Consider the following 23,942-nt stretch of genomic DNA (forward strand, 5'->3'; position numbering starts at 1 on the left):
CTGCGAACCCCGCCCGCCGCACCGCTGACGGAACGTCGAGAGGCGGTTCTCGGTTACGCCAGTGGCAGCAACTCCAGCAACCCGCTGACCTGGGCAATCTGCCGCATGTCCTCGGGCAGGCCGCTGATCGACAGTTCATGCCCGGACTCGCACGCATCGCGGGTGAACGCCAGCAGCAGCGACAAGCCGACGCTGCTGGACTTCTCCACCGCCGCGCAGTCCAACGCCAGGCGCTTGACGCTGCAGCCGGTGATCAGACGCGCACCCTGCTCGCGCAAGCCGGGGCCGGTGCGATAGTCGAGCACGCCGGCCAGCTGCAGCTGACCGGGCGCCCGCTCGATGATAGTCGCCTGGCTCACGAGTTGCCTCGCGCCTCACGCGCCTTGGCCACGGTATCGGCCCAGGTGTCGATGACCTTGTCCAGGTCGTTGCGATTGTTTTGCATCGACTGGGCGAACTGGTCGCGGAACAGCTTGCCGACGTTGATGCCGTTGATCACGACGTTGCGCAGCTTCCACACACCATCCATGGACACCATGGTGTAGGACAGCGGATAGACCACGCCCTTGCCGTCACGGATTTCCATGCCGATCGAGGTGCGCTCGGCGTCCTGCTTGCCGGTGGCCGGCAGCACACGGATGTCCTGATTGTCGTACTCGAGCAGGGCGTTGCCGTAGAACTGCATCAGGCTGCGCTTGAAGTTCTCCTGGAAGCGGCTCATCTGCTCGGGCGAGGCCTGACGCGAATAGCGCACGGTCATCACGCCACGCGAGATGCCGTCGACATCCACCACCGGGCCGAGAATGTCGTTGAGCGACTGATAGAAAGCCGCCGGATCACGACGGTACTCGTCCTTGTTGGCCTTGAGGTCCGCCAGCAGCGTATCGGTGGTCTGCTGCACCACCTCGTGAGCGCTCGGCGCCGCCAGTGCCAGCAGAGGCATGGCCGCGAGTAGGGTCAGCAACAGGTTACGTGCGGTCTTGAACATCTTGGGAGCCCTCATCAATTGGCTTCGTCTTTATTGACCGAATTGAGCAGGAATTTGCCAATCAGGTCTTCCAGCACCAGCGACGACTGGGTGTCGTGGATGGTGCTGCCGTCTTTGAGCACCGTCTCTTCACCACCCACGCTGATGCCGATGTATTTCTCGCCGAGCAGCCCTGCGGTCAGAATCGACGCAGTGGAGTCCTCGGGTAGATTGTCGACGTTACCGTCGAGTTCCAGGGTCACCCGCCCCATGTAGCTGTCACGATCCAGGTCGATGGCCGTCACCTTGCCGATACTGACACCGGCCATGGTCACCTTGGCGCGCACGGTCAGGCCGGCAATGTTGTCGAAATAGGCATAGACCTTGTAGGTGTCACCCGCCGATCCGACGCTCAGGCCGCTGACGCGCAGGGCCAGCAGCAGCAGGGCCAGCACACCTGCCATCAGGAACAGACCGACACCAATCTCCAGCGTGCGGTTTTGCATCAGAAATCTCCAAACATCAAAGCGGTCAGAATGAAATCCAGCCCCAGCACGGCCAGCGAGGCATAGACAACGGTACGGGTAGTGGCGCGACTGATCCCCTCGGACGTGGGCTCGCAGTCATATCCCTGGAACACGGCGATCCAGGTCACCACGAAGGCGAAGACGATGCTCTTGATAACGCCGTTGAGCACATCGTCATAGAAGGAAACGCTGTTCTGCATGTTGGACCAGAACGAGCCCTCGTAGACTCCCAGCCAGTCGACGGCGACCATGGCCCCGCCCCAGATGCCGACGACACTGAAGATCATCGCCAGCAGCGGCATGGAGATGAAACCAGCCCAGAGGCGCGGGGCGACGATGTACTTGAGCGGATCGACACCGATCATTTCCAGGCTGGACAGCTGCTCGGTGGATTTCATGTTGCCGATCTCGGCGGTCAGCGCCGAACCGGCACGTCCGGCGAACAGCAGCGCAGTCACCACCGGGCCAAGCTCACGCAACAGGGTCAGGGCGACCATCTGCCCCACGGCCTGCTCGGAGCCATAGCTGACCAGGATGTTGTAGCCCTGCAGAGCCAGCACCATGCCGATGAAGACGCCGGAGACGACGATGATCGCCAGCGACATCACGCCGACGGCGAACAGTTGCTTGATCAGCAGTTGCATCGGCTTGCCGGCGCGGTTGCGGCCGAACAGCGCGCCCACCAGGAACAGCATCGAGCGCCCCAGCGTCGCCACCACATCGATACCAGCACGACCGAACAGACTCAGCCGTTCGAGCGGTGAAATTCTGCGCATCAACCTCTCCCCAACAGATCTTCGCGGTAATCCGGCGCCGGATAATGAAAGGGCACCGGACCATCCGGCGTGCCTTTCATGAACTGCCGGATACGCGGGTTATCCGACTCCATCAGCTCGGCCGGAGTGCCGTGCCCCAGCACCTGCGCATCACCGACGACATAGAGGTAGTCGGCAATGCTGGCGGTTTCCGCAAGGTCGTGAGAGACCACCACGCTGGTGATTCCCAGCGCGTCATTGAGCAGGCGGATCAGGCGCACCAGCACGCCCATGGCGATGGGGTCCTGGCCGACGAAGGGCTCGTCGTACAGCAGTATCTGCGGGTCCAGCGCAATGGCACGCGCCAGGGCCACACGACGCTTCATGCCGCCGGACAGCTCGTCCGGCATCAGCTCCAGTGCGCCACGCAGACCGACGGCCTGCAGCTTCATCAGCACGATGTCGCGGATCATCTCTTCGGGCAGCTTGGTGTGCACGCGCAACGGAAAGGCGACGTTCTCGAAGACATCGAGGTCGGTGAACAGCGCGCCACTCTGGAACAGCACGCCCATCTGCTTGCGCATGTCGAACAACTCATCGCGCGACAGCTTCGGCAGACTGACGCCCGCGACGCGGACATCACCGGCGGACGGACGCAACTCGGCGGCGATCAGCCGCAGCAGCGTGGTCTTGCCGCAACCGGACGGCCCCATGATGCCGGTGACCTTGCCGCGCGGTATGCGGATATCGACCGCATCGAAGATCGACCGCGCGCCACGTTTGAAGCTGACGCCCTGCAGCTCAATCGCATACTCGTGCTCGGCGCTCATCTGAACTCCTTGAAAAACTGGCCTTCCTGGCAGACGCCATCTCTCACCCGATGGGACACACCTGCAAGATGGCCGAAATGGCCGCGGACTATAGCATTTGCTGGAGTTGCCGCCCAATAGCGGCGCGCGCCAGCGTTCAGACTTGCGACAGCTTCGATACTAAGCACACTCAGCAAAGGTGAGCGCTGCAAGCTTTTCCGTTTATAATCCCCGTCTTTTTCGCCCGAAGCTTCGTTCAGCATGAACCAGACCCGCGACCTGATTGACTCCGCGCAGCGCACCATTCGCCTCGAGATCGAAGCAGTACAGGAACTTTTGCCTCGTATCGACGCAGATTTCGTCAAGGCCTGCGAGCTGATCCTGGACTGCAAGGGCCGCGTGGTCGTGGTCGGCATGGGCAAGTCCGGGCACATCGGTAACAAGATCGCCGCTACCCTGGCCAGCACCGGCACCACCGCGTTCTTCGTCCATCCGGCCGAAGCCAGCCACGGCGACATGGGCATGATCACCCGCGACGACATCGTCCTGGCCCTGTCCAACTCCGGTTCCACGGCGGAGATCGTCACGCTGCTGCCGCTGATCAAGCGTCTCGGCATCCGCCTGATCAGCATGACCGGCAACCCGAACTCGCCGCTGGCCCAGGCCGCCGAGGTCAATCTCGATGCCAGCGTCTCGCAGGAAGCCTGCCCGCTGAACCTGGCACCGACCTCCTCGACCACCGCCAGCCTGGTACTGGGCGACGCACTGGCCATCGCCCTGCTGGAAGCTCGCGGCTTCACCGCCGAAGACTTCGCCTTCTCCCACCCGGGCGGCGCGCTTGGCCGCCGCCTGCTGCTGAAAGTGGAGAACGTCATGCACAAGGGCGACGCACTGCCCTGCGTGCAACGCGGCACCAGCCTGCGTGACGCACTGCTGGAAATGACCCAGAAAGGCCTGGGCATGACCGTGGTACTGGAGAACGACGGCCGCCTGGCTGGCATCTTCACCGATGGCGACCTGCGTCGCACGCTGGACAAGGGCATCGACGTGCGCCAGGCGCTGATCGATGAGGTGATGACCCCGCATGGAAAGACCGCCCGCGCAGAGATGCTCGCGGCAGAGGCCCTGAAGATCATGGAAGACCACAAGATCAATGCTCTGGTCGTCGTCGACGACCAGGACAACCCGGTCGGCGCATTGAACATGCACGACCTGCTGCGCGCGGGGGTGATGTGATGAACGACCTGCTGCAGCGAGCACGCGCCGTCAAGCTGGCGATCTTCGACGTCGATGGCGTACTCACCGACGGCCGCCTGTACTTCCTCGAAGACGGCAGCGAGTTCAAGACCTTCAACACCCTCGACGGCCACGGCATCAAGATGCTCATCGGCTCGGGCGTGCGCACCGCCATCATCAGCGGGCGCAAGACCCCGGTGGTCGAGCGCCGCGCCAACAACCTCGGCATCCAGCACCTGTTCCAGGGCCGTGAAGACAAGCTCGTCGTTCTCGACGGCCTGCTCGCCGAACTCGGCCTAGACTACGAGCAGGTCGCCTACCTGGGCGATGACCTGCCGGACCTGCCGGTCATCCGTCGCGTCGGTCTGGGCATGGCCGTGGCCAGCGCGGACAGCTTCGTGCGCCAGCACGCCCATGGCGTGACCCAGGCGCGCGGCGGGGAAGGCGCCGCCCGGGAATTCTGCGAACTGATCATGCGTGCCCAGGGCACGCTGGATGCGGCTCAAGCCGCCTACCTGTGAGCCAAGCATGCTGCGCAAAGCCATCAACACCCTGATTTTCGCCCTGATCGCAGCCGTCGTGGCCGCCCTCGGGTACTGGAACATCGCCCCGGAAAACGCCCACAAGCCGCAACAGGCCAGCAACGACGACGCCATCGACTTCTACGTCCTGGGTGCGCGCACCGTGCAGTACCAGGATGACGGCAAGCTGCACTACCGCATGACCGCGGAGAAGCTCGAGCACGTCAAGAGCACTGACATCACCCTGGTCGACACCCCCAAGCTGGACCTCTACCGCGGCAGCGAACTGCCCTGGAAAGTCACCAGCCAGCGCGCCGAGGTCTCCCCCGGCGGCACCGAGGTGGAGCTGATCGACGATGTGCGCATCGCGCGCACCGATGCCAAGAACCGCCCGACCATCATCACCAGCAGCCGCATGACCGTAATTCCCGACAAGGAATATGCGCAGACCAAGCAAGCCGTTAGAATCGTCGCGGCCAATGGGGTGACCACGGCACAAGGAATGAAAGCGTACTTGAATGACGGCAGGATGATCCTGCAGTCCAACGTAAGAGGCCAGCATGAGGTTCGTTAACACCCTCCCCCTGATTCTCAGCCTCGGCGCCGCATTGGGAAGCGCGGCCGCCTGGGCACTGCCATCGGATCGCGACCAGCCGATCCGCATCCAGGCCGACACGGCCGAGCTGGATGACAAGCAGGGCGTCGCAGTCTATCGCGGCGATGTGATCATCACTCAGGGCACCCTGAAGATCACCGGCGACACCGTCACCATCACCCAGACCGCCAGCGGTGACATCGACGTGTTCACCTCGGTGGGCAACCTCGCCTACTACGAGCAGAAGCCGGACGTGGACAAGGACATCGTCAAGGCCTACGGCAAGACGATCCAGTACTTCGCCAGCAACGAACGCATCGTGCTGATCGATCAGGCCAAGGTGATTCAGGAAGGCAATACCTTCGAAGGCGAGAAGATCGTCTACGACACCCGCCGCCAGATCGTCAACGCAGGCCGCGCCACTGGCAGCAATGTCAGCACGCCGCGCCCGCGCATCGACATGGTCATCCAACCGAAGAACAAACCCGCGGATCAGGCACAGCAGTAATGGCCATTCTCAAAGCCCAACATCTGGCGAAAAGCTACAAGAGCCGCCAGGTCGTGCGCGACGTCAGCGTGAGCATCGAAAGCGGGCAGATCGTCGGCCTGCTGGGCCCCAACGGCGCCGGCAAGACCACCTGCTTCTACATGATCGTCGGCCTGGTACGCGCCGATCAGGGCCGCGTGCTGATCGACGACATCGACGTCAGCCATCAGCCCATGCATGGCCGCGCTCGCGCTGGCATCGGCTACCTGCCGCAGGAAGCCTCGATCTTCCGCAAGCTGTCGGTAGCCGACAACATCATGGCCATCCTCGAGACCCGCAAGGATCTCGACCGCGCCGGACGTCAGGCCGAACTGGAAAGCCTGCTGCAGGAATTCCATATCCACCACATCGCCGACAGCCTGGGCATGAGCCTGTCCGGTGGTGAACGACGTCGCGTGGAGATCGCTCGCGCCCTGGCCACCAACCCGAAGTTCATCCTCCTCGACGAACCCTTCGCCGGCGTCGACCCGATCTCGGTGGGTGACATCAAGCAGATCATCCATCACCTCAAAGCCAAGGGCATCGGCATCCTGATCACCGATCACAACGTGCGCGAGACCCTGGACATCTGCGAGACCGCCTACATCGTCAACGACGGCCAGCTGATCGCCGAAGGCAACGCCGAGACCATCCTCGCCAACCAGACGGTGAAAGAGGTGTATCTGGGCCACGAGTTCCGCCTGTAGGGCGCAGGCTATTTCGCTACAGAAATATTGCACCCCCTAGGCAAGAACGAGAAATTCAGGCATATAATTTGCTTCCTGGCGGCGCTTCGGCGCCCTGATGTGGAAGGCGTAACTCGCCAGTAAATTAAGGTCTGCAATGAAACCATCGCTAGTCCTCAAGATGGGCCAGCAGCTGACGATGACACCGCAGCTGCAACAGGCTATCCGCCTCCTCCAACTGTCGACCCTGGACCTGCAACAGGAAATCCAGGAGGCACTGGAATCCAACCCCATGCTCGAGCGCCAGGAAGACGGCGACGACTTCGACAACAGCGACCCCATGGCCGACGGCGCGGAAAGCGCCGCCCCCACCCCCAGCAAGGAAGACAGCTACCAGGAATCCACCCCGACGGTGGACAGCCTGGAAGAAGGCGAGTGGGCAGAGCGCATTCCCAATGAACTGCCGGTCGACACGGCCTGGGAAGACGTCTACCAGACCAGCGCCAGCAGCCTGCCGAGCAACGACGATGACGAGTGGGACTTCACCACCCGTACTTCCAGCGGCGAGAGCCTGCAGAGCCACCTGCTCTGGCAGCTGAACCTGGCGCCCATGTCCGACAAGGACCGCCTGATCGCCGCCACCCTGATCGACTGCATCAACAACGACGGCTACCTCGAAGAGACCCTCGAGGAAGTCACCGAGTCCTTCGACCCTGAACTCGACATCGAGCAGGACGAAGTCGAGGTCGTCCTGCATCGCATCCAGCAGTTCGAGCCGGCCGGCATCGGCGCGCGCGACCTGCGCGAGTGCCTGCTGCTGCAATTGCGCCAGCTGCCTGCCGGCACGCCATGGCTGAGCGAGACGCAGCGTGTGGTCAGTGACTTCCTCGAAGTGCTCGGCAGCCGCGACTACGCCCAGCTGATGCGGCGCACCAAGCTCAAGGAAGACGAACTGCGCCAGGTCATCGAACTGATCCAGCGCCTCAATCCGCGCCCCGGCTCGCAGATCGAATCCAGCGAGCCGGAATACGTGGTACCGGACGTGATCGTGCGCAAGCACAACGATCGCTGGCTGGTGGAGCTCAACCAGGAAGCCATGCCACGCCTGCGCGTCAACGCGCAGTACGCGGGCTTCGTCAAGCGAGCCGACTCCAGCGCCGACAACACCTTCATGCGCAACCAGCTGCAGGAAGCGCGCTGGTTCATCAAGAGCCTGCAAAGCCGCAACGAAACGCTGATGAAGGTGGCCACGCAGATCGTCGAGCACCAGCGCGGCTTCCTCGACTACGGCGACGAGGCGATGAAACCGCTGGTCCTGCACGACATCGCCGAAGCGGTCGGCATGCACGAGTCGACCATCTCGCGCGTGACCACGCAGAAGTTCATGCACACCCCGCGTGGCATTTACGAGCTGAAATACTTCTTCTCCAGCCACGTCAGCACCTCCGAAGGGGGCGAATGCTCGTCCACCGCGATCCGCGCAATCATCAAGAAACTGGTCGCTGCAGAAAACGCGAAAAAGCCGTTGAGTGACAGCAAGATCGCTGGTTTACTGGAGGCACAAGGCATCCAAGTCGCCCGTCGGACGGTCGCCAAGTATCGCGAGTCCCTCGGCATAGCGCCCTCCAGTGAGCGCAAGCGACTGATGTAGGCCAGATCGATTGGAGGCCTGGGCCTCCAAGCCAACGTGTTCCGGTGGCGGGTCGCACGAGACCCGTCTCTTACACAAGGCAACAAGGAGAAAGCGGTATGCAAGTCAACATCAGTGGACATCAGCTGGATGTGACCGACGCCCTGCGTGACTATATCGGCGAGAAACTGGGCCGACTGGAACGCCACTTCGACAAGATCACCAACGTTCAGGTGACCATGGAGGTCGAGAAACTCAAGCAGAAGATCGAGGCGACTCTGCACGTTGCAGGCGGCGAAGTGGTCGCCAACGCCGAACATCAGGACATGTACGCAGCCATCGACCTGTTGGCCGACAAACTTGACCGTCAACTTATCAAGCACAAGGAAAAGCAGCTCGACCGCCTGCAAGGCGCCACGGCCCGCTGACATTCCCCATCCATGATCCGACTTGAAAACATCCTGACCCCCGGCCGTTCCCTGGTGAACGTGCCGGGCGGCAGCAAGAAACGCGTGCTCGAACAGATCGCCAACCTGGTCGCCCGCGATCTTCCCGACCTGGATGCCCAGGACATTTTCGAAAGCCTGATTGCCCGCGAGAAACTCGGCTCGACCGGTTTCGGCAACGGCATCGCCATTCCTCACTGCCGCCTGGCTGGCTGCAGTGATCCGATCAGCGCCGTGCTGCATCTGGACACCGCCGTGGACTTCGACGCCATCGACGGCGCCCCGGTCGACCTGCTGTTCGTACTGCTGGTGCCGGAAGCCGCAACCGACGCTCACCTCGAGCTGCTACGCCAGATCGCCAGCATGCTCGACCGCGGCGACGTACGTGAACGTCTGCGCCATGCCTCAAGCGGCGAAGACCTTTACCAAGTGGTCGTGGACACTCAGAACGGTCAATAAGCATGCGCCTGATCATCGTCAGCGGTCGCTCGGGCTCGGGCAAGAGCACCGCCCTCGATGTCCTTGAGGACAACGGCTTCTATTGCATCGACAACCTGCCAGCCGGCCTCCTGCCTGATCTCGCCGAACGATTTCTGCCGCACAGCGACATGCTCCTGCCACAGGTCGCGGTATCCATCGATGCACGGAACCTGCTGAGCCAGCTCAAGCGTTTTCCCGAACTGCTCGACGAAGTGCGCCAGCGCAACATTCGCTGCGACGTGCTCTATCTCGATGCCGAAGACGACACCCTGCTCAAGCGCTTCTCGGAAACCCGCCGGCGCCACCCGCTGACCAATGACAACCGCTCGCTGGCCGAGGCGATCGCCTACGAAAGCCAGTTGCTGGCACCGATCACCGATCGCGCCGACCTGAGGATCGACACCACACGCCTGAATCTGTACCAGTTGCGCGACGCCCTCAAGCTCCGCCTGCTGGGCCAGGAGCAGACTGGCACGGCATTTCTGGTCGAGTCCTTCGGCTTCAAGCGCGGCATGCCGGTGGACGCCGACCTGGTGTTCGATGCCCGCTGCCTGCCCAATCCCTACTGGAAACCCGAATTACGCGACTACTCCGGCCTCGACCAGCCCGTGATCGACTACCTGGCGGCGCAACCGGAAGTGGAAGAAATGTATCAGGACATTCTCGTCTATCTGGACAAGTGGCTGCCCCGCTTCGCCGCCAGCAACCGGGCCTACGTGACTGTCGCCATCGGCTGCACCGGCGGTCACCACCGTTCGGTCTACCTGGCCAGCCGCCTGAGCCAGGCACTGAAAGAGAAACTGAAGAACGTCCAGGTGCGTCACCGCGACCTCAGCTAAGGAGCCCCGCCGCGATGCCAGCACGCGATATCACCATCATCAACAAGCTCGGCCTGCACGCACGTGCTGCGGCCAAGTTCGTTGGCGTGGCCACGACCTACCCCTGCCAGGTGCGCATTGGCAGAAGCCCGGAGAGCCTGGTCGATGGCAAGAGCATCATGGCTGTGATGATGCTCGCGGCCGGCAAGGGCACCGATGTGCACCTGTCGACCGAAGGCGAACAGGAGCTGCAAGCGATGGAAGCCCTGGTCGGCCTGATCGAGAACTACTTCGAGGAAGGCGAGTAAGGCCGCGACCAGTTGCACCTGGCTCTTCAGCTCTAGGCCAGGGCCGTATCCAGCACCATCATCAGGCAGAAGCCCATCGCCAGTGCCAGACTGGCATCGCCGCGATAACCGTTGCCGTGCGACTCGGGAATGACTTCGTGAGTCACGGCAACCAGCATGGCCCCCGCAGCCAGCGCCAACCCCCAAGGCAACAGTAACTGCGACAGGCTCACCACCCAGGCGCAGAGCACCGCGAACAGCGGCTCGACCAGCCCGGACGCCGCGCCGATCAGCACCGCCCTACCCCGCCCCATACCGGCACTGGCCAGCACCAGGGCGACGATCAGTCCCTCCGGCACGTCCTGCAGGGCGATACCGATCACCAGGCCCTCGGCGCCGCTCAGTCCGGCCCCGACAGCCACACCGACAGCCATGCCTTCCGGCACGTTGTGCAGCATGATGGCGATGACGAACAGCAGCACGCCCGGCGTCAGACCGGCCTGCGTATCGGGCAGGCACTGTCGCGTGTCCAGCAAACGCGCCAAACCGAGCAACCCAGCCGCGCCCAGCAACAGGCCAGCACTGCCCAGCGCGCCAGCCGACCAGGGGCCGAACCCTTGCGTGCGCGCCACGTCCAGCGCCGGTATCAACAGAGAGAACACTGCCGCCGCAAGCATGACACCGGCACCGAAGCCGAGCAGACGGTCACGCCAGCGCTGGGACAACTCGCGCATGAACAATACCGGCAGCGCGCCTGACGCCGTGCCGAGAGCGCACAACAGCCCGCCCTGCAAGGCATCCATCAAGCGCGGCTGCGCGTGCGGATCGAGCAGTGCGGTCGACTGGATGAACAGCAGCAACGCACCGCTGAACAGGATGGCCCCACCCAGCAGATAACGCAGTACTCGTCCGTTGGCGGCTGCCGAGGGGCTCAGCAAGGTTCGCCGCAGCATCACCAGGCGCATCCTCAGCTCGACGCCCGTCGGAATCGACTCGCCACTTCCGCCCAGTCGATGACGTTGTAGAAGGCACCAATGTATTCCGGCCGGCGGTTCTGGTAACGCAGGTAGTAGGCATGCTCCCAGACGTCCAGCCCGAGAATTGGCGTGTTGCCGTGCATCAGCGGACTGTCCTGATTGGCGCTGCTCTCGACCAGCAACCTGCGCTGCGGCGTCACGCTGAGCCAGGCCCAGCCACTGCCGAAACGACTCAGCGCCGCCTGCGTGAAGGCCTCCTTGAATGCCGCGAAACCACCCAGTTCGGTATCGATCGCCAACGCCAGTTCCCCCTCGGGCACGCCGCCTCCGCTGGGTGACATCACCTGCCAGAACAGGCTGTGATTGGCGTGGCCACCCCCCTGGTTGATCACCGCGCCCTGCAGGCTCTGCGGCAGCTCGCTGACCTGACGCAGCAAGTGCTCGACGTCCTGCTCGGCGTACGCCGTACCTTGCAGCGCCGCGTTGAGGTTGTTGATATAGGTCTGATGATGCTTGGTGTGGTGAATCTCCATGGTCTGCGCATCGATATGCGGTTCTAGGGCATCGTAGGCGTAGGCGAGCGGCGGAAGCTGATAAGGCATTGACGTCATCCTTCAGTGACAGTGACGGCCATTGCAGGCCAGGTGCTGCTGGCGCCTGCTCGGCGCCCCCAGCAGGCGGTCGGTACGCGGGAATGCGCCGTGCTCGGCGATGAACCGCAGCAGTTCGATGTAGGTACGCCGGCTGTGATGCATGGCGATATCCCGCAGTGCCTGGGGCTGCTGCGCGTCGCCCAGGGTCTGCAACAGGCGCTCATGGCTGGCGCAGAGGTTCTCCGCCGCCTCCTCCGGCTGGCCCAACGTCAGATGCAGATCGGCCAGGTTGTGGTGCGAGATCACGAACGCGGCCACTGCCATGTTGTGCTCGTGCCAGCGCCCGAACAGCACCTGAGCCTCGGCCAGGGCTTGCAGATAGAGTTCACGGGCCTGCACCCAGTCGCCGTCCCGAAAGCAGCGGTTGCCCGCTTCGATGATATGTTTCCAGTGCTCCATGGTTACCTCCCGGCTGCTCGCCAGTGGATTTACAGACCGCCTGCGGTGAGTTTCTCCGGGTCGAGCAGATGCTCGAGTTGCTGACGGCTCAGCTCGGTGTGCTCCAGCGCCACATCGATGATCGGCCGCTGTTCGCGGTAGGCCTGCTTGGCGATCTCCGCGGCCTTGAGGTAGCCGATCAGCGGGTTGAGCGCGGTAACCAGAATCGGGTTGCGCTCCAGTGCTTCCCTGAGCTTCGGCTGGTTGACCTTGAAGCTGCTGATCGCCCGGTCGGCCAGCAGGCGGCTGGCATTGCTCAGCAACTGCATGCTCGACAGCAGGTTGTCGGCCACCAGCGGCAGCATCACGTTGAGCTCGAAGTTGCCGGACTGGCCGGCGATGGCGATGGCCGCGTCGTTGCCGATCACCTGCGCCGCCACCATCGCGGTCGCTTCCGGGATCACCGGATTGACCTTGCCCGGCATGATCGATGAGCCAGGCTGCAACGCCTCCAGCTCGATCTCGGCCAGGCCGGCCAGAGGCCCCGAATTCATCCAGCGCAGGTCGTTGGCGATCTTCATCAACGACACCGCTACCGTCTTCAGCTGACCGGAGACGGCAACGGCGGTGTCCTGTGAACCGATCAGGGCGAAGAAGTTGGTGCCGGTGGTGAAAGGCAGACCACTCAGGGTGCTCAGCTCCTGGCAGAACTGCTCGGCAAAGCGCGGGGGCGCGTTGACCCCGGTGCCCACCGCCGTACCGCCCTGGGCCAGCGCCTGCAGGGAGGGTTGCAGATGACGCAGGTGCTCGATATTGGCCTGGATCTGCTGCGCCCAGCCGTCGAGCACCTGGCTCATGCGCACCGGCATGGCGTCCATCAGATGGGTCCGCCCGGTCTTCACGTAAGGGCGCACTTCCAGCGACTTCTCGCACAGCGCCTGCAGCAGGTGGCCAAGCGCCGGTAGCAGGCGCTCATGCAGCTCGATAGCGGCGCTGACGTGAATGGTCGTGGGAATGATGTCATTGCTGCTCTGCCCGCAATTGACGTGATCGTTGGCACTGACCGCATCGCCCAGCAGGTCGCTGGCCAGGGTGGCGATCACCTCGTTGGCGTTCATGTTGGAGCTGGTGCCAGAGCCGGTCTGGAACACGTCCACCGGGAAATGCACCATGAAATCGCCGTCGAGCAGTTGCTGACAGGCGCTGACAATGGCATCGCCCATCGGCGCATCGAGCTGCTGCAACTCGACGTTGGCCCGCGCCGCAGCCGCCTTGGCCAGGATCAGCGCACGCACGAAAGCGGCCGGCATACGTTGCCCGGAGATCGGGAAGTTGTTCACCGCGCGCTGCGTCTGTGCGCCATAGAGCGCGCCAGCGGGTACGGCCAACTCCCCCATGCTGTCGCGTTCGATACGGGTGCTAGCAGTCATTTCAAGCATGGGATGGTCCCTCAGCTGATTCGTCGTAGGAAAGCGATGGCGCCAGGCGCAGGTGAGCCAGGCGGCTGCGCAATGCATCCAGGCGCAGCAGGCGGCGGCGATCACTGGCGAGCATCTGCAGGGCGTAGAGGGGGCGCCAGGCACGGTCCAGGCACTGGCTGCGCCAATGCCAGGGCAATGCCGGATCGGCAGCGCTGTCGAGCAGCAACTGCGCCAGGTGCCACCACATCCGCCAGGCGTCCAGGCGCCCCTGCGCGACCAGCTGACGCCCCTGCGCCTCGTGGAAATCGAACAGGCGCGGGTCGTCCGGCAGCAGCGCGCAGCGAATGCGCAGACCTTGCCAGTGCCAGCAGTCGAGACAGAGCGAGGAGTAGGGATTGTGCATAGAGGCCCACCAGATTACGTAATGATATTTATTCCCATTCTCATGAGATAATCAACACGCAATCCGTGTGGGCTTCGCTGCGCACCGTGCAGCGGGCGCGCAAGGAGAGAGGCCGACGCGGCGGTCGGCCTGGGGATCAGCTGCCGGCGACCGTCATCCGCTCGATCAGTACCGAGCCGGTGCAGATGTTGCCACGGCGCTCCAGATCGCTGCCGACCGCGACGATCTGGGCGAACATGTCGCGCAGATTGCCGGCGATGGTGACTTCCTGCACCGGGAACTGGATCTCGCCGTTCTCGATCCAGAAACCGGCGGCGCCACGCGAATAATCGCCGGTCACCAGGTTGAGCCCCTGCCCCATCAGCTCGGTCACGAGCAGCCCGCGCCCCATGCGCCGGATCAGCGCCTGCTGGTCCTCGTCGCCATGAGTGACGAACAGGTTGTGCACGCCCCCCGAGTTGGCCGTGCTGGGCAGGCCCAGCTTGCGGCCGGAGTAGGTGCCGAGCACGTAGGACACCAGCTCGCCCTTGTCCACGAACGGCTTGGCATAGGTGGCCAGGCCATCGCCATCGAACGCGGCGCTGCCGAGCGCTCGCGGCAGGTGCGGACGCTCGTCGAGGCTCAGCCACTCGGGGAACAGGCGCTGGCCGAGCGCCCCTTCCAGGAAGGACGAGTGACGATAGAGGTTGCCACCGGAGATGGCTGCCAGCAGGTGACTGAACAGCCCCCCGGCGAGCTCCGCAGCGAACAGCACCGGCACTTCGCATGTCGGCACGGGGCGTGCGCCCAGGCGGCTGACGGCACGTTGCGCCGCGCGCTGACCGATACCGGCGGCGTCGGCCAGCAACTCGCCCTGGCGGTTGACGTCGTACCAGTAGTCACGCTGCATCTGCCCTTCGCCCTCGGCGATCATCACGCAACTCAGGCTGTGCCGGGTGCTGGCGTAACCGCCGATGAAGCCATGGCTGTTGCCGTACACGCGGCAACCCTGATGGGTGTTGAGGCTGGTGCCATCGGCGTTGCGGATGCGCGGGTCAGCAGCGAAGGCCGCCGCTTCGCACGCCAGCGCCTGCTCCACCGCCTGCTCCGGGCTGATCGCCCAGGGGTGATAGAGGTCCAGTTCCGGCAACTCGCGCGCCATCAGCGCCGCGTCGGCCAGGCCGGCGCATTCGTCTTCGGATGCGTGCCTGGCGATCGCCAGCGCCGCCGCCACCGTCTCGCGAACGGCGTCGAGACCGGTCGCCGAGGTACTGGCCGAGCCCTTGCGCTGGCCGACGTACAGGGTGATGCCGAAGCCCTGGTCGCGGTTGAACTCCACGGTTTCCACTTCGCGCTGACGCACCGTGGTCGACAGTCCCTGGCCGATCGAGACCGCCACTTCGCACGCACTGGCACCCTGGCGCGCCGCCTCGGCAAGAATGCTCTCGACCTGCTGCTGCAGCTCTGGCAAGGCCTGCGGCCCGATCTGTTCTAACTCACTCATAACGACTCCTAAAAAGCAGCTTCAAGCTACAAGCTCCTCGCTACAAGAAAAACGCCGAACCCGTTTTTCGCTTGAAGCTTGAAGCTCGCAGCTGCTGTTATCATGGCGGCGTTTCCATCTGGACCCGCCCCATGTCTGATTCTTTCGACGACTTCTCTCTGGAGAAGAGCAAATCCCAGGTCAAGCGCGAACTGCATGCCCTGCAGGAACTCGGCGAGCGACTGACCACGCTCAAACCCGACCTGCTGGCCAAGATGCCGCTGACCGACGCCCTGCGCCGGGCACTGGCCGAAGCGCCGAAGCATACGGCCAACGCGGCGCGCAAACGCCACATCCAGTTCCTCGGCAAGCTGATGCGTGAACAGGATGTCGAGGCGATCCTCGCCATGATCGACCAGGTGGACACTTCCACCCGTGAATACAACGAGCGCTTTCACGCCCTCGAGCGCTGGCGCGACCGCCTGATCGGCGAAGGCGACAGCGCCCTGGAAAGCTTTTTCGAGCTCTACCCCGACGCGGACCGCCAGCACCTGCGCAGCCTGATACGTCATGCCCAGCACGAGGCCGCGCGCAACAAACCGCCGGCGGCCGCACGCAAGGTGTTCAAGTACATCCGTGAACTCGACGAGATCCAGCGCGGCCTGCGCTGACCTCGCACCCTCTAGGCACCGGTACCGCCGACCGTGATCGCATCGATCTTCAGCGTCGGCTGACCAACGCCTACCGGCACCGACTGCCCGTCCTTGCCACAGGTGCCGACGCCGCTGTCCAGGGCCAGGTCGTTGCCGACCATGGACACGCGGCTCATGGCTTCCGGCCCATTGCCGATCAAGGTGGCGCCCTTGACCGGCGCAGTGATCTTGCCGTCCTCGATCAGGTAGGCCTCGCTGGTGGAGAACACGAACTTGCCACTGGTGATGTCCACCTGGCCACCGCCCAGGTTGGCGCAATAGATGCCCTTCTTCACCGAACGGATGATTTCTTCCGGATCGCTCTCGCCAGCCAGCATGTAGGTGTTGGTCATGCGCGGCATCGGCAGATGCGCGTAGGACTCGCGCCGGCCGTTACCAGTGGCGGCGACGCCCATCAGGCGGGCGTTGAGCTTGTCCTGCATGTAGCCCTTGAGCACGCCGTTCTCGATCAGCGTGGTGCACTGCGTCGGCGTGCCTTCGTCATCGACGCTGAGCGAGCCGCGACGTTCGGCCAGGGTGCCGTCATCGACGATGGTGCACAGGCTGGACGCGACCTTCTCGCCCACCTTGCCGCTGTACGCCGAGCTGCCCTTGCGGTTGAAGTCGCCTTCCAGGCCATGGCCTACCGCTTCGTGCAGCAGCACGCCCGACCAGCCCGCGCCCATCACCACCGGCAAGGTCCCGGCAGGCGCGGCAACGGCTTCCAGGTTGACCAGCGCCTGGCGCAGCGCTTCACGCGCATAGCCCATGGCGCGATCCTCGCTGAGGAAATAGCGGTAGTCGGTGCGTCCGCCACCGCCATGCCCGCCACGCTCACGACGGCCGTTCTGCTCGACGATGACGCTGACGTTGAAACGCACCAGCGGGCGGATGTCGGCGCTCAGGCTGCCATCATGAGCCGCCACCAGGATGCGGTCCCAGACCCCGGCCAGGCTCACGGTCACCTGCTTGATGCGCGGGTCCAGCGCACGCGTGGCGCGGTCGATGCGCTGCAGCAACTCGACCTTCTCGGCCCGGCCGATGACATCCAGCGGATTGTCCTGGGCATACAGCTGGGTCACCTGCGGGCTGACAAAGGCCTGCACGCGCCCCTGCTGGCCGGCGCGCGAGATCGAGCGCGCCGCACGCGCCGCCTGCTGCAGCGCATCGAGGCTGATCGCGTTGCTGTAGGCGAAGCCGGTCTTCTCGCCCGACTGCGCACGCACGCCGACGCCCTGATCGAGATTGAAGCTGCCCTCCTTGACGATCCCGTCCTCCAGCACCCAGGACTCGGATACCTGGCTCTGGAAATACAGATCAGCCGCGTCGATACCCGGCCCGGCGACCTCACCCAGCACCGAGCCGAGGCTATCCAGAGTCAGGTCACCTGGGGCGAGCAGGTGCTCGCTGACGGATTGCAACATCGTATTCATGGTCACTCCACAACGATCGGGCGTGCGACGCCCGATGAAAAAAGACGGCGGTGCTGCTGCACCGGCATGCGTTGGCGAATGGCCGCCTGCTCGGCACCATCGCGTGAAGCCAGCAAGGCGGCTTCGCCCTGATCCTGCTCGACCAGCACGCCCCCCCAGGGGTCGATGATGGCCGAATGGCCGAACGTCCAGCGTGGCCCGGGGTGTTCCCCGCCCTGACCGGCCGCCAGCAGGTAGCACTGGGTCTCGATGGCGCGGGCACGGGTCAGCACCTGCCAGTGGGCCGCGCCGGTCACCGCGGTGAATGCCGCCGGCACGCTGATCAGCTCGGCTCCGGCTTCACGCAGCGCGCCATACAGCTCGGGGAAACGCAGGTCATAGCATACCGTCAGCCCGAGCCGACCGACCGGCGTGTCGACCACCACCACCTGCTCGCCATGGGCGAAGTCGTCCGATTCGCGATAGCGGCCACGATTGTCCGCCACGTCGACATCGAACAGGTGCAGCTTGTCATAGCGTGCGGCACGCTCACCCTGTTCATCGATCAGCAACGAACAGGCCCGTGGCTTGCCGTCGCGGTCGTCATCCGGTGGCAGCGGCAGCGTACCGGCCACTATCCATAAGCTGAGGTCACGGGCGGTCTGTTTCAACCAGGGCAGAATCGGCCCCTCGCCCATGGCCTCGGCACGCCCGATGGCGGCCAGGTCGCGCCGGCCCATGGCCGCGAAGTTTTCCGGCAGTACGGCAAGGCGCGCCCCACCCTGTGCGGCACGCTCCAGCCAACGCCTAGCCTGCGCGAGGTTGGCCCGCACCTCTGCCTGACTGACCATCTGTATCACGGCAAGATTCATGGCTGCGCTCATTGCCTCCGGTGCTGACAGCGTACGCCAAGGCGGCGCTTCATTGCGGTTTTTCGAAGGGTTTGTCGAAGCTGATCTTGGGATCCTGCAGCGGGCCGTCGACGTCGTACTGCACGCTGGCGAAACGCGCCACCTTGTCGCCCAGCAGCTTGTCCACCACGAACAGTGCACCGCCGATGGCCGGCGCACCGACGATCAACGCCGCCAGCGGCAGGTTGTTGGTCACCGGCAGGGTCACCAGCAATTTGGCGTCGATGCGCTCGTTGCGCATGTCCAGGTTGCCATTGAGTTCCAGGTTGCTCGAAGGCCCTGTCAGGGTGATCGGCTCGTGCGTGACGAACAGGCCATCGGTCGCCTGCAGGTTGCCCTTGACCCGGTCGTAGCTGAGGCCTTTGCCCAGCAGGTCGGAGAAATCCAGACGCAGGCGGCGGCCGATCGAATTGAAGTTGAGCAGGCCGAACACCCGCAAGGCCTGTGCCGAACCCTGCACCTCGACGAACTGGCCGCTGCGCAGCGACGGGTCGAGGTTGCCGGAGAACCGCTTGAGGGAGAACCACGCCGGCGAGCCCGGCCAGTTGCCATCGACATCCAACCGGAAGCGCTCGCTGGTGACGCTCGGCGCAAAATCCCAGGCCTTGAGTACCTGGCCAAGGTCCTCGCCGTGCAGGCGGCCCTTGTACCAGCTCTGGAGGTTGCCTGGCGTGCCGCGCCAGCCGGCGCTGCCACCGATCTTCAGTCCGCGCAGGTCGAGGTCGAGATCGTCGAAGCGAACCCCCTGCGCCTCGGGTCGAACCTTCAGCGACCAGGCCCCCAGCACCTTGTCACCCCGCTGTACGCGGTCGATCCTGATATCCAGCGCCGGAATCTGCCGCGGGTCGACACCCGCCAGAGGGTCCGGGGCGTCGTCGCTTGTCAGCGTATCGACGGCCGGAGCTGGCAGGCTGACATGCTGCAAGTCGACCTGAATGGGTACGCCCTCGGCGTCCGCCAGCACCACCCGCCCGCTCGCCAATGCGCTGTCGAGCTGCAGCGCCCAGCCCTGAGACTCTCGCTCGAGGCCGACGGCGAGCTGCTCGACTTCCTGGCCGAAGCCCTTGAAACGGCCGATATCCAGCTGGGCACTGCGGAACAGGCGCTGGCTGTCAGCGTCCACCTTCAGCGGGTGATCCGCGATGAACTGCTTCCAGGCATCCAGGTCCAGCTCGGCCAGACGACCACGCACACGCAGGCCCTGGCTGGTGGGCAGCCGGGCGGGCGCCCCGCCCAGCATCAGCTCGCCACGGCCCTCGGCCAGTGCCGTAGGCGGCGCCGCCAGGTTCAGGCTGGCCAGCCCGCGATAGTCGGCCCAGTAGCGGCGCTCCTTGCCGGACAGCGTCATGCGCCAGTCGGCATAGGCCTCCTGCTCGGCGCCCTTGCCGAAGGGCGCGGGCAGCGCCACATTCACCCCGAGCAGGTTGGAATCGACGCGCAGTTGGCTGTCGTCGCCATCCAGCGTCAGGCGCAGGCGATAGGGCAGCAGGCCGCTGACAGGCAGCGCCTGCGGACCATTCAACCAGTTGTTGAGAGTGTCGACCTGCACCTGCCCGCGCAGATCGAACAGGGTTCTGGCCTGACCGCGCGAGCCCTCGGCACTGATCTTGCCGCGCACCTGGCGCCCGAACACCTCGCCACGCACGTCGGGCGAGCTGAGGCCCGCCGCACTGTCGAAACGAAACGCGCCCTTCACCTTGCTCAGTTGCAGGTCCGGGTTGGGCAACTTGAGACGCGCGCCTTCGGTGGCGAAGTCCACCACCACGACCGGGGCATCCCCCTTGTGCAGCGGGATATCCAGCTGCAGGCGTCCGGCCAGCGGCCCCTCGCCCTGCCAGCCGGCGAAGATCTGCGAGGTGCCCAGAGGCGCCTCCTGCAGCAGCTTGATGGCATCGCTCAGGCTGCTCTGCACGTCGCCATCGAGGTACAGGTGCGGCGCCTTGCCGTCATGCAGCAGCGGGATATTGGCGGCCACGTCCGTGACCTGACTGTCGAGCAGGCGCCCCTGCTGCAGGCGCACCCGCACGGCATCATCCTCGATCAGCACTTCGCCTGCGCCGTCACGCAGCGATGGCCAGCCAGGCTGGAAGGCCAGCTCGGCATCCCTGACCTTGAAGAACAGGCTGAGGCTGCGCGCCGCCAGCGGTGCACCCTTGTGCAACGAGCCCTGGTACTGGAAGTAGCCCTCCTCGACGTGGCCGGCACGGATCGCCGTCTTCAGCCAATGATCGAGTTCCGGGCTCATGCCGGGCGAGAGACTCGGCAGGTACTTCTCGGTGAAGGCCGCATCGCCGTCGCGCAGACCGACACGCAGGTCCATGTAGTCCTCGGCCTCGGGATCGCGCAGCAGGCGGATCAGCATGTCACCCGCAACCTGCCCTTCCTCGCCGTCGACACGCATGTAGGGGCTGTACAGGGTCAGGCCGGCTTCGCTCCAGTCCCAGCTCAGGCGGGCCTGGGCATGGCGATAGCGCCAGGGTTTGGGAAACAGCTCATTCAGGTGCAGGGCAAAGTTCTCGCTGTTCAGGCGCAACTCGCCTTTGAACAGGTTGCCAGAGACGCTGCCGCTGACATTTTCGGCAGCCGGCGCGCCGTGGTAGGCCTGGACGCCCACCTGCTGCAGATTGGCAGCGAAGCGCAGGCGCTCGGCACCCTGGTGCTGCGGGTAGTAGTCGAGCAACAGGTTGTTGACCACGCCGACGGGCGCCAGCGCGACCAGGGCATCGTGGGCCGCGTCGGGCATGGGCGCCAGCGCCTGCACCAGCGGCGCCCAGGCCGCCAGGTCGAGACGGTCAGCCGTCAGCGCCCAGCGCTCGTCGGTCTCGCCGCCATCGAGTTGTTTCAGGTTGAGGTGCAACTCGCCGATGCGCTGCTCGCCATGGGTCATGGCCAGGGAGTCGATCTGCCCGCGCATGCCCTGCTCGTCGTGTTCGAAGAAGGCGTTGAAGGCCAGGTCCTTGAGGGTCACCGCTTCACGCTTGGCCCGACCGCCCACCAGCTCGGGCGCATGCAGGCGCAGCGCAGCTTTATCAAGGGCCAGCCCACGCCCTTGCAGCCAGAGTTCGCCACCGGCCTGCAGACGCTGCACCTGCCAGTCGCCCAGCAGCGACTTGGGCAACCACGTTGCCCAGTCACTCTGCGGCAGGCTCAGGTAGAGCTCGGACTCCGTCTCGCGCCAGGTCTCGGGCTGCATGCGCGTGCGCAGCCGCAGGGCGACCGGCTGGCCGTCGGGGAGCAGCAGGCGGCCGTCGAGGCGCTGCCGGTTGCTGCCGTAGCTCAGGCTCAGATTGACGTAGCTGAGCAGCAACGGTTCCTGATCGAGCGGCTGCAGCACCACGCGACTGTCGAACAGGCTGACCCGCCGCACCGCCTGCAACTGCCGCAACAGCTGCTCGACATCCATCTGCCGCTCGCTGCGCTGTGGCCAACCCTGCAGATGCCAGCGACCCTCGCTGTCCTGCTGCAGGTTCAGCTGCAAACCGTCGAATTGCAGGTGGGCGATGCGGGGCTGGCGTGCCAGCAGGCTGGCCAGCACATCGGGCATCAGTTGTACGCGCTCCAGGCTCAGCCCGTCGTCCTCTGCGCCCAGGCGCACGTCGTGCGCCAGCAGCACCGGGGAGAACCCCTGCCAGCGCCCTTCGAGCCGGCCGATACGCACGGGCACACCCAGCTGCGCGCTGGCCTTGTCCTCCAGTTCGAGGCGGTACTCGGCCACCAGCGGCACCAGCTCGCGCCCCAGGCTGACGTACAGCGCCGCCAGCACCAGCAGCGCGGCAAGGACACCCAGCCCCCAGCGCAGCAAGGTGGTGAACAGGCGCACCAGGCCGTTCACCTCAGCGCTCGCGGCGCTCAGAGCAGCACCACATCGTACTGTTCCTGGGAATACATGGTTTCCACCTGGAACTTGATGGTGCGGCCGATGAAGGCTTCGAGATCGGCGACGTTGCCCGACTCTTCATCGAGCAGGCGGTCGACGACCTTCTGGTTCGCCAGCACCCGGTAGCTTTCCGCCTGGTAGGCCCGCGCCTCGCGCAGGATCTCGCGGAAGATCTCGTAGCAGATGGTCTCGGGAGTCTTCAACTTGCCGCGCCCCTGGCAGGCGCTGCACGGCTCGCAGAGAATCTGCTCGAGGCTCTCGCGGGTGCGCTTGCGGGTCATCTGCACCAGGCCCAGCTCGGTGATGCCGATGATGTTGGTCTTGGCGTGATCACGCTCCAGCTGTTTCTCCAGGGTGCGCAGCACCTGGCGCTGGTGCTCCTCGTCCTCCATGTCGATGAAGTCGATGATGATGATCCCGCCCAGGTTGCGCAGGCGCAGCTGGCGGGCGATGGCCGTGGCCGCTTCCAGGTTGGTCTTGAAGATGGTCTCTTCGAGGGTGCGATGGCCGACGAAGGCGCCGGTATTGACGTCGATGGTGCTCATCGCCTCGGCGGGGTCGACCACCAGATAGCCGCCGGACTTCAGCGGCACCTTGCGCTCGAGCGCGCGCTGGATCTCGTCTTCGACGCCATATAGGTCGAAGATCGGCCGCTCGCCGGGGTAATGTTCCAGGCGGTCGGCAATCTCCGGCATCAGCTCGGCGACGAACTGAGTGATCTTCTGGAAGGTCTCGCGCGAGTCCACGCGAATCTTCTCGGTTCGCGGGCTGACCAGGTCACGCAGCGTGCGCAGTGCCAGCGACAGGTCCTCGTAGATCACCGAGGGCGCCTTGGCGGTCTGCACCTGCGCGGAAATCTGATCCCACAGGCGCCGCAGGTAGCGGATGTCGATGAGGATCTCGTCGGCACCAGCCCCCTCGGCGGCCGTGCGCAGAATGAAGCCGCCGGCCTCCTCGATTCCCTCGGCGGCCACGCAGTCGGCCACCACCTGCTTGAGACGGTCGCGCTCGGCTTCGTCCTCGATCTTCAGGGAAATACCGACGTGGCTGGTGCGCGGCATGTACACCAGGTAGCGCGACGGAATCGACAGCTGAGTGGTCAGGCGCGCGCCCTTGCTGCCGATCGGGTCCTTGGTCACCTGCACCACCAGGCTCTGGCCTTCGTGCACCAGCGCGCTGATCGGCTCGATCGCGGCGCCCTCGCGGGTGGAGATCTCCGAGGCATGGATGAACGCGGCACGTTCCAGGCCGATGTCGACGAAGGCCGCCTGCATGCCGGGCAGCACGCGCACCACCTTGCCCTTGTAGATGTTGCCGACGATGCCACGCTTCTGCGTACGCTCGACGTGCACTTCCTGCAGCACACCGTTTTCCACTACGGCCACACGCGATTCCATCGGCGTGATGTTGATCAGAATCTCTTCGCTCATGCATCCATCCTGGTGATCATGCCGGCCGGACCATAACGCCGCC

At 64.6% G+C, this 23,942-nt stretch carries 27 protein-coding genes; 11 read left to right on the forward strand and 16 right to left on the reverse strand.

Going from position 1 to position 23,942, the window contains the following annotated elements:
- Nucleotides 1-53: 53 nt before the first annotated feature.
- Genes EPK82_RS13325 through EPK82_RS13350 form a run of 6 tightly spaced genes read right to left on the reverse strand, consistent with a single transcriptional unit; the run spans nucleotide 54 to nucleotide 3,321 of the window.
- Nucleotides 54-359 (reverse strand): STAS domain-containing protein, encoded by a 306-nt coding sequence (locus EPK82_RS13325; RefSeq protein ID WP_134676871.1) that lies wholly within the window; start codon nucleotides 357-359, stop codon nucleotides 54-56.
- Entirely contained in the window at nucleotides 356-988 is a 633-nt protein-coding gene (locus EPK82_RS13330) for an MlaC/ttg2D family ABC transporter substrate-binding protein (protein WP_037046526.1), read from the reverse strand. The genes EPK82_RS13325 and EPK82_RS13330 overlap by 4 nt, the downstream gene beginning before the upstream one ends.
- A 14-nt stretch (nucleotides 989-1,002) precedes the next feature.
- Complete coding sequence (gene mlaD / locus EPK82_RS13335; protein WP_134676872.1) at nucleotides 1,003-1,473, reverse strand: outer membrane lipid asymmetry maintenance protein MlaD; 471 nt, start codon at nucleotides 1,471-1,473, stop codon at nucleotides 1,003-1,005.
- On the reverse strand, nucleotides 1,473-2,270 hold the full coding sequence (mlaE, locus tag EPK82_RS13340) for a lipid asymmetry maintenance ABC transporter permease subunit MlaE (protein WP_134676873.1): 798 nt from the start codon (nucleotides 2,268-2,270) through the stop codon (nucleotides 1,473-1,475). Before mlaE ends, mlaD begins: the two co-directional genes overlap by 1 nt.
- Nucleotides 2,270-3,079, reverse strand: a complete 810-nt coding sequence (locus tag EPK82_RS13345; RefSeq protein WP_037046517.1) for an ATP-binding cassette domain-containing protein — start codon at nucleotides 3,077-3,079, stop codon at nucleotides 2,270-2,272. The genes mlaE and EPK82_RS13345 overlap by 1 nt, the downstream gene beginning before the upstream one ends.
- Nucleotides 3,076-3,321, reverse strand: a complete 246-nt coding sequence (locus EPK82_RS13350) for a hypothetical protein (protein WP_134676874.1) — start codon at nucleotides 3,319-3,321, stop codon at nucleotides 3,076-3,078. Before EPK82_RS13350 ends, EPK82_RS13345 begins: the two co-directional genes overlap by 4 nt.
- Between EPK82_RS13350 and EPK82_RS13355 the strand changes: the two genes are divergently transcribed.
- The 10 genes from EPK82_RS13355 (at nucleotide 3,320) to EPK82_RS13400 (ending at nucleotide 10,304) form a co-directional block, all read left to right on the forward strand.
- Entirely contained in the window at nucleotides 3,320-4,294 is a 975-nt protein-coding gene (locus EPK82_RS13355; RefSeq protein ID WP_134676875.1) for a KpsF/GutQ family sugar-phosphate isomerase, read from the forward strand. The genes EPK82_RS13350 and EPK82_RS13355 overlap by 2 nt on opposite strands.
- The gene (locus tag EPK82_RS13360; protein ID WP_037046510.1) at nucleotides 4,294-4,815 is read left to right on the forward strand and encodes a KdsC family phosphatase; all 522 of its coding nucleotides are present in this window, start codon (nucleotides 4,294-4,296) and stop codon (nucleotides 4,813-4,815) included. Before EPK82_RS13355 ends, EPK82_RS13360 begins: the two co-directional genes overlap by 1 nt.
- Before the next feature lie 7 nt (nucleotides 4,816-4,822).
- Nucleotides 4,823-5,389 (forward strand): LPS export ABC transporter periplasmic protein LptC, encoded by a 567-nt coding sequence (gene lptC, locus EPK82_RS13365; protein ID WP_037046507.1) that lies wholly within the window; start codon nucleotides 4,823-4,825, stop codon nucleotides 5,387-5,389.
- Complete coding sequence (gene lptA / locus EPK82_RS13370) at nucleotides 5,376-5,918, forward strand: lipopolysaccharide transport periplasmic protein LptA (RefSeq protein ID WP_037046505.1); 543 nt, start codon at nucleotides 5,376-5,378, stop codon at nucleotides 5,916-5,918. Before lptC ends, lptA begins: the two co-directional genes overlap by 14 nt.
- Nucleotides 5,918-6,643: an LPS export ABC transporter ATP-binding protein gene (gene lptB / locus EPK82_RS13375; RefSeq protein WP_037046502.1), complete on the forward strand. Its 726-nt coding sequence runs from the start codon at nucleotides 5,918-5,920 to the stop codon at nucleotides 6,641-6,643. The genes lptA and lptB overlap by 1 nt, the downstream gene beginning before the upstream one ends.
- 136 nt (nucleotides 6,644-6,779) lie before the next feature.
- On the forward strand, nucleotides 6,780-8,273 hold the full coding sequence (locus EPK82_RS13380) for an RNA polymerase factor sigma-54 (RefSeq protein ID WP_037046500.1): 1,494 nt from the start codon (nucleotides 6,780-6,782) through the stop codon (nucleotides 8,271-8,273).
- Nucleotides 8,274-8,371: 98 nt separating this feature from the next.
- A complete protein-coding gene (gene hpf, locus EPK82_RS13385; protein WP_037046497.1) occupies nucleotides 8,372-8,680 on the forward strand; it encodes a ribosome hibernation-promoting factor, HPF/YfiA family in 309 nt (102 codons plus the stop codon).
- A 12-nt stretch (nucleotides 8,681-8,692) separates the two neighbouring features.
- Entirely contained in the window at nucleotides 8,693-9,157 is a 465-nt protein-coding gene (gene ptsN / locus EPK82_RS13390; RefSeq protein ID WP_037046493.1) for a PTS IIA-like nitrogen regulatory protein PtsN, read from the forward strand.
- 2 nt (nucleotides 9,158-9,159) lie between these two features.
- Nucleotides 9,160-10,017 carry an RNase adapter RapZ gene (gene rapZ, locus EPK82_RS13395; RefSeq protein WP_047586945.1) on the forward strand — a complete coding sequence of 286 codons (858 nt, stop codon included), beginning with the start codon at nucleotides 9,160-9,162 and terminating at the stop codon, nucleotides 10,015-10,017.
- Between the two features lie 14 nt (nucleotides 10,018-10,031).
- Nucleotides 10,032-10,304, forward strand: a complete 273-nt coding sequence (locus EPK82_RS13400; RefSeq protein WP_037046487.1) for an HPr family phosphocarrier protein — start codon at nucleotides 10,032-10,034, stop codon at nucleotides 10,302-10,304.
- Between the two features lie 32 nt (nucleotides 10,305-10,336).
- Here EPK82_RS13400 and EPK82_RS13405 read toward each other — a convergent pair whose 3' ends face one another.
- The 6 genes from EPK82_RS13405 to pmbA all read right to left on the reverse strand — a co-directional run bounded on the left by EPK82_RS13405 (nucleotide 10,337) and on the right by pmbA (nucleotide 15,598).
- Nucleotides 10,337-11,236: a ZIP family metal transporter gene (locus tag EPK82_RS13405; protein WP_037047383.1), complete on the reverse strand. Its 900-nt coding sequence runs from the start codon at nucleotides 11,234-11,236 to the stop codon at nucleotides 10,337-10,339.
- Between the two features lie 14 nt (nucleotides 11,237-11,250).
- Nucleotides 11,251-11,862, reverse strand: a complete 612-nt coding sequence (locus EPK82_RS13410; RefSeq protein ID WP_037046481.1) for a superoxide dismutase — start codon at nucleotides 11,860-11,862, stop codon at nucleotides 11,251-11,253.
- 12 nt (nucleotides 11,863-11,874) lie between these two features.
- Complete coding sequence (locus EPK82_RS13415; protein ID WP_134676877.1) at nucleotides 11,875-12,312, reverse strand: tetratricopeptide repeat protein; 438 nt, start codon at nucleotides 12,310-12,312, stop codon at nucleotides 11,875-11,877.
- Nucleotides 12,313-12,341: 29 nt separating this feature from the next.
- On the reverse strand, nucleotides 12,342-13,721 hold the full coding sequence (gene fumC, locus EPK82_RS13420) for a class II fumarate hydratase FumC (RefSeq protein ID WP_134676955.1): 1,380 nt from the start codon (nucleotides 13,719-13,721) through the stop codon (nucleotides 12,342-12,344).
- Between the two features lies 1 nt (nucleotide 13,722).
- Entirely contained in the window at nucleotides 13,723-14,115 is a 393-nt protein-coding gene (locus EPK82_RS13425; RefSeq protein WP_037046475.1) for a hypothetical protein, read from the reverse strand.
- A gap of 136 nt (nucleotides 14,116-14,251) precedes the next feature.
- Nucleotides 14,252-15,598, reverse strand: coding sequence for a metalloprotease PmbA (gene pmbA, locus EPK82_RS13430; RefSeq protein WP_134676878.1), 1,347 nt, complete (start codon nucleotides 15,596-15,598; stop codon nucleotides 14,252-14,254).
- A gap of 131 nt (nucleotides 15,599-15,729) precedes the next feature.
- Between pmbA and yjgA the strand changes: the two genes are divergently transcribed.
- The gene (gene yjgA / locus EPK82_RS13435; RefSeq protein ID WP_037046464.1) at nucleotides 15,730-16,248 is read left to right on the forward strand and encodes a ribosome biogenesis factor YjgA; all 519 of its coding nucleotides are present in this window, start codon (nucleotides 15,730-15,732) and stop codon (nucleotides 16,246-16,248) included.
- Between the two features lie 11 nt (nucleotides 16,249-16,259).
- Here the strand turns inward: yjgA and tldD are convergent, their stop codons facing one another.
- Genes tldD through rng form a run of 4 tightly spaced genes read right to left on the reverse strand, consistent with a single transcriptional unit; the run spans nucleotide 16,260 to nucleotide 23,899 of the window.
- Nucleotides 16,260-17,702 carry a metalloprotease TldD gene (gene tldD / locus EPK82_RS13440; RefSeq protein ID WP_037046460.1) on the reverse strand — a complete coding sequence of 481 codons (1,443 nt, stop codon included), beginning with the start codon at nucleotides 17,700-17,702 and terminating at the stop codon, nucleotides 16,260-16,262.
- Nucleotides 17,703-17,704: 2 nt separating this feature from the next.
- Nucleotides 17,705-18,553 (reverse strand): carbon-nitrogen hydrolase family protein, encoded by an 849-nt coding sequence (locus EPK82_RS13445; protein WP_134676879.1) that lies wholly within the window; start codon nucleotides 18,551-18,553, stop codon nucleotides 17,705-17,707.
- Nucleotides 18,554-18,602: 49 nt separating this feature from the next.
- Complete coding sequence (locus tag EPK82_RS13450) at nucleotides 18,603-22,424, reverse strand: YhdP family protein (protein WP_134676880.1); 3,822 nt, start codon at nucleotides 22,422-22,424, stop codon at nucleotides 18,603-18,605.
- 17 nt (nucleotides 22,425-22,441) lie between these two features.
- Nucleotides 22,442-23,899, reverse strand: a complete 1,458-nt coding sequence (gene rng / locus EPK82_RS13455) for a ribonuclease G (RefSeq protein WP_037046445.1) — start codon at nucleotides 23,897-23,899, stop codon at nucleotides 22,442-22,444.
- Nucleotides 23,900-23,942: the final 43 nt, after the last annotated feature.

Origin of the sequence: Ectopseudomonas khazarica (assembly GCF_004521985.1) — a bacterium.
Taxonomy (GTDB): domain Bacteria; phylum Pseudomonadota; class Gammaproteobacteria; order Pseudomonadales; family Pseudomonadaceae; genus Aquipseudomonas; species Aquipseudomonas khazarica.

Coding starts and splice junctions, on each gene's coding strand:
- EPK82_RS13355 (WP_134676875.1), top strand. CDS start 3,320: ATGAACCAGACCCGCGACCTGATTGACTCCGCGCAGCGCACCATTCGC.
- yjgA (WP_037046464.1), top strand. CDS start 15,730: ATGTCTGATTCTTTCGACGACTTCTCTCTGGAGAAGAGCAAATCCCAG.
- ptsN (WP_037046493.1), top strand. CDS start 8,693: ATGATCCGACTTGAAAACATCCTGACCCCCGGCCGTTCCCTGGTGAAC.
- EPK82_RS13350 (WP_134676874.1), bottom strand. CDS start 3,321: ATGCTGAACGAAGCTTCGGGCGAAAAAGACGGGGATTATAAACGGAAA.
- lptA (WP_037046505.1), top strand. CDS start 5,376: ATGAGGTTCGTTAACACCCTCCCCCTGATTCTCAGCCTCGGCGCCGCA.
- EPK82_RS13330 (WP_037046526.1), bottom strand. CDS start 988: ATGTTCAAGACCGCACGTAACCTGTTGCTGACCCTACTCGCGGCCATG.
- lptB (WP_037046502.1), top strand. CDS start 5,918: ATGGCCATTCTCAAAGCCCAACATCTGGCGAAAAGCTACAAGAGCCGC.
- fumC (WP_134676955.1), bottom strand. CDS start 13,721: ATGACTGCTAGCACCCGTATCGAACGCGACAGCATGGGGGAGTTGGCC.
- EPK82_RS13380 (WP_037046500.1), top strand. CDS start 6,780: ATGAAACCATCGCTAGTCCTCAAGATGGGCCAGCAGCTGACGATGACA.
- EPK82_RS13410 (WP_037046481.1), bottom strand. CDS start 11,862: ATGCCTTATCAGCTTCCGCCGCTCGCCTACGCCTACGATGCCCTAGAA.
- lptC (WP_037046507.1), top strand. CDS start 4,823: ATGCTGCGCAAAGCCATCAACACCCTGATTTTCGCCCTGATCGCAGCC.
- tldD (WP_037046460.1), bottom strand. CDS start 17,702: ATGAATACGATGTTGCAATCCGTCAGCGAGCACCTGCTCGCCCCAGGT.
- hpf (WP_037046497.1), top strand. CDS start 8,372: ATGCAAGTCAACATCAGTGGACATCAGCTGGATGTGACCGACGCCCTG.
- EPK82_RS13345 (WP_037046517.1), bottom strand. CDS start 3,079: ATGAGCGCCGAGCACGAGTATGCGATTGAGCTGCAGGGCGTCAGCTTC.
- EPK82_RS13405 (WP_037047383.1), bottom strand. CDS start 11,236: ATGCTGCGGCGAACCTTGCTGAGCCCCTCGGCAGCCGCCAACGGACGA.
- EPK82_RS13360 (WP_037046510.1), top strand. CDS start 4,294: ATGAACGACCTGCTGCAGCGAGCACGCGCCGTCAAGCTGGCGATCTTC.
- rng (WP_037046445.1), bottom strand. CDS start 23,899: ATGAGCGAAGAGATTCTGATCAACATCACGCCGATGGAATCGCGTGTG.
- mlaD (WP_134676872.1), bottom strand. CDS start 1,473: ATGCAAAACCGCACGCTGGAGATTGGTGTCGGTCTGTTCCTGATGGCA.
- mlaE (WP_134676873.1), bottom strand. CDS start 2,270: ATGCGCAGAATTTCACCGCTCGAACGGCTGAGTCTGTTCGGTCGTGCT.
- pmbA (WP_134676878.1), bottom strand. CDS start 15,598: ATGAGTGAGTTAGAACAGATCGGGCCGCAGGCCTTGCCAGAGCTGCAG.
- rapZ (WP_047586945.1), top strand. CDS start 9,160: ATGCGCCTGATCATCGTCAGCGGTCGCTCGGGCTCGGGCAAGAGCACC.
- EPK82_RS13400 (WP_037046487.1), top strand. CDS start 10,032: ATGCCAGCACGCGATATCACCATCATCAACAAGCTCGGCCTGCACGCA.
- EPK82_RS13425 (WP_037046475.1), bottom strand. CDS start 14,115: ATGCACAATCCCTACTCCTCGCTCTGTCTCGACTGCTGGCACTGGCAA.
- EPK82_RS13445 (WP_134676879.1), bottom strand. CDS start 18,553: ATGAATCTTGCCGTGATACAGATGGTCAGTCAGGCAGAGGTGCGGGCC.
- EPK82_RS13415 (WP_134676877.1), bottom strand. CDS start 12,312: ATGGAGCACTGGAAACATATCATCGAAGCGGGCAACCGCTGCTTTCGG.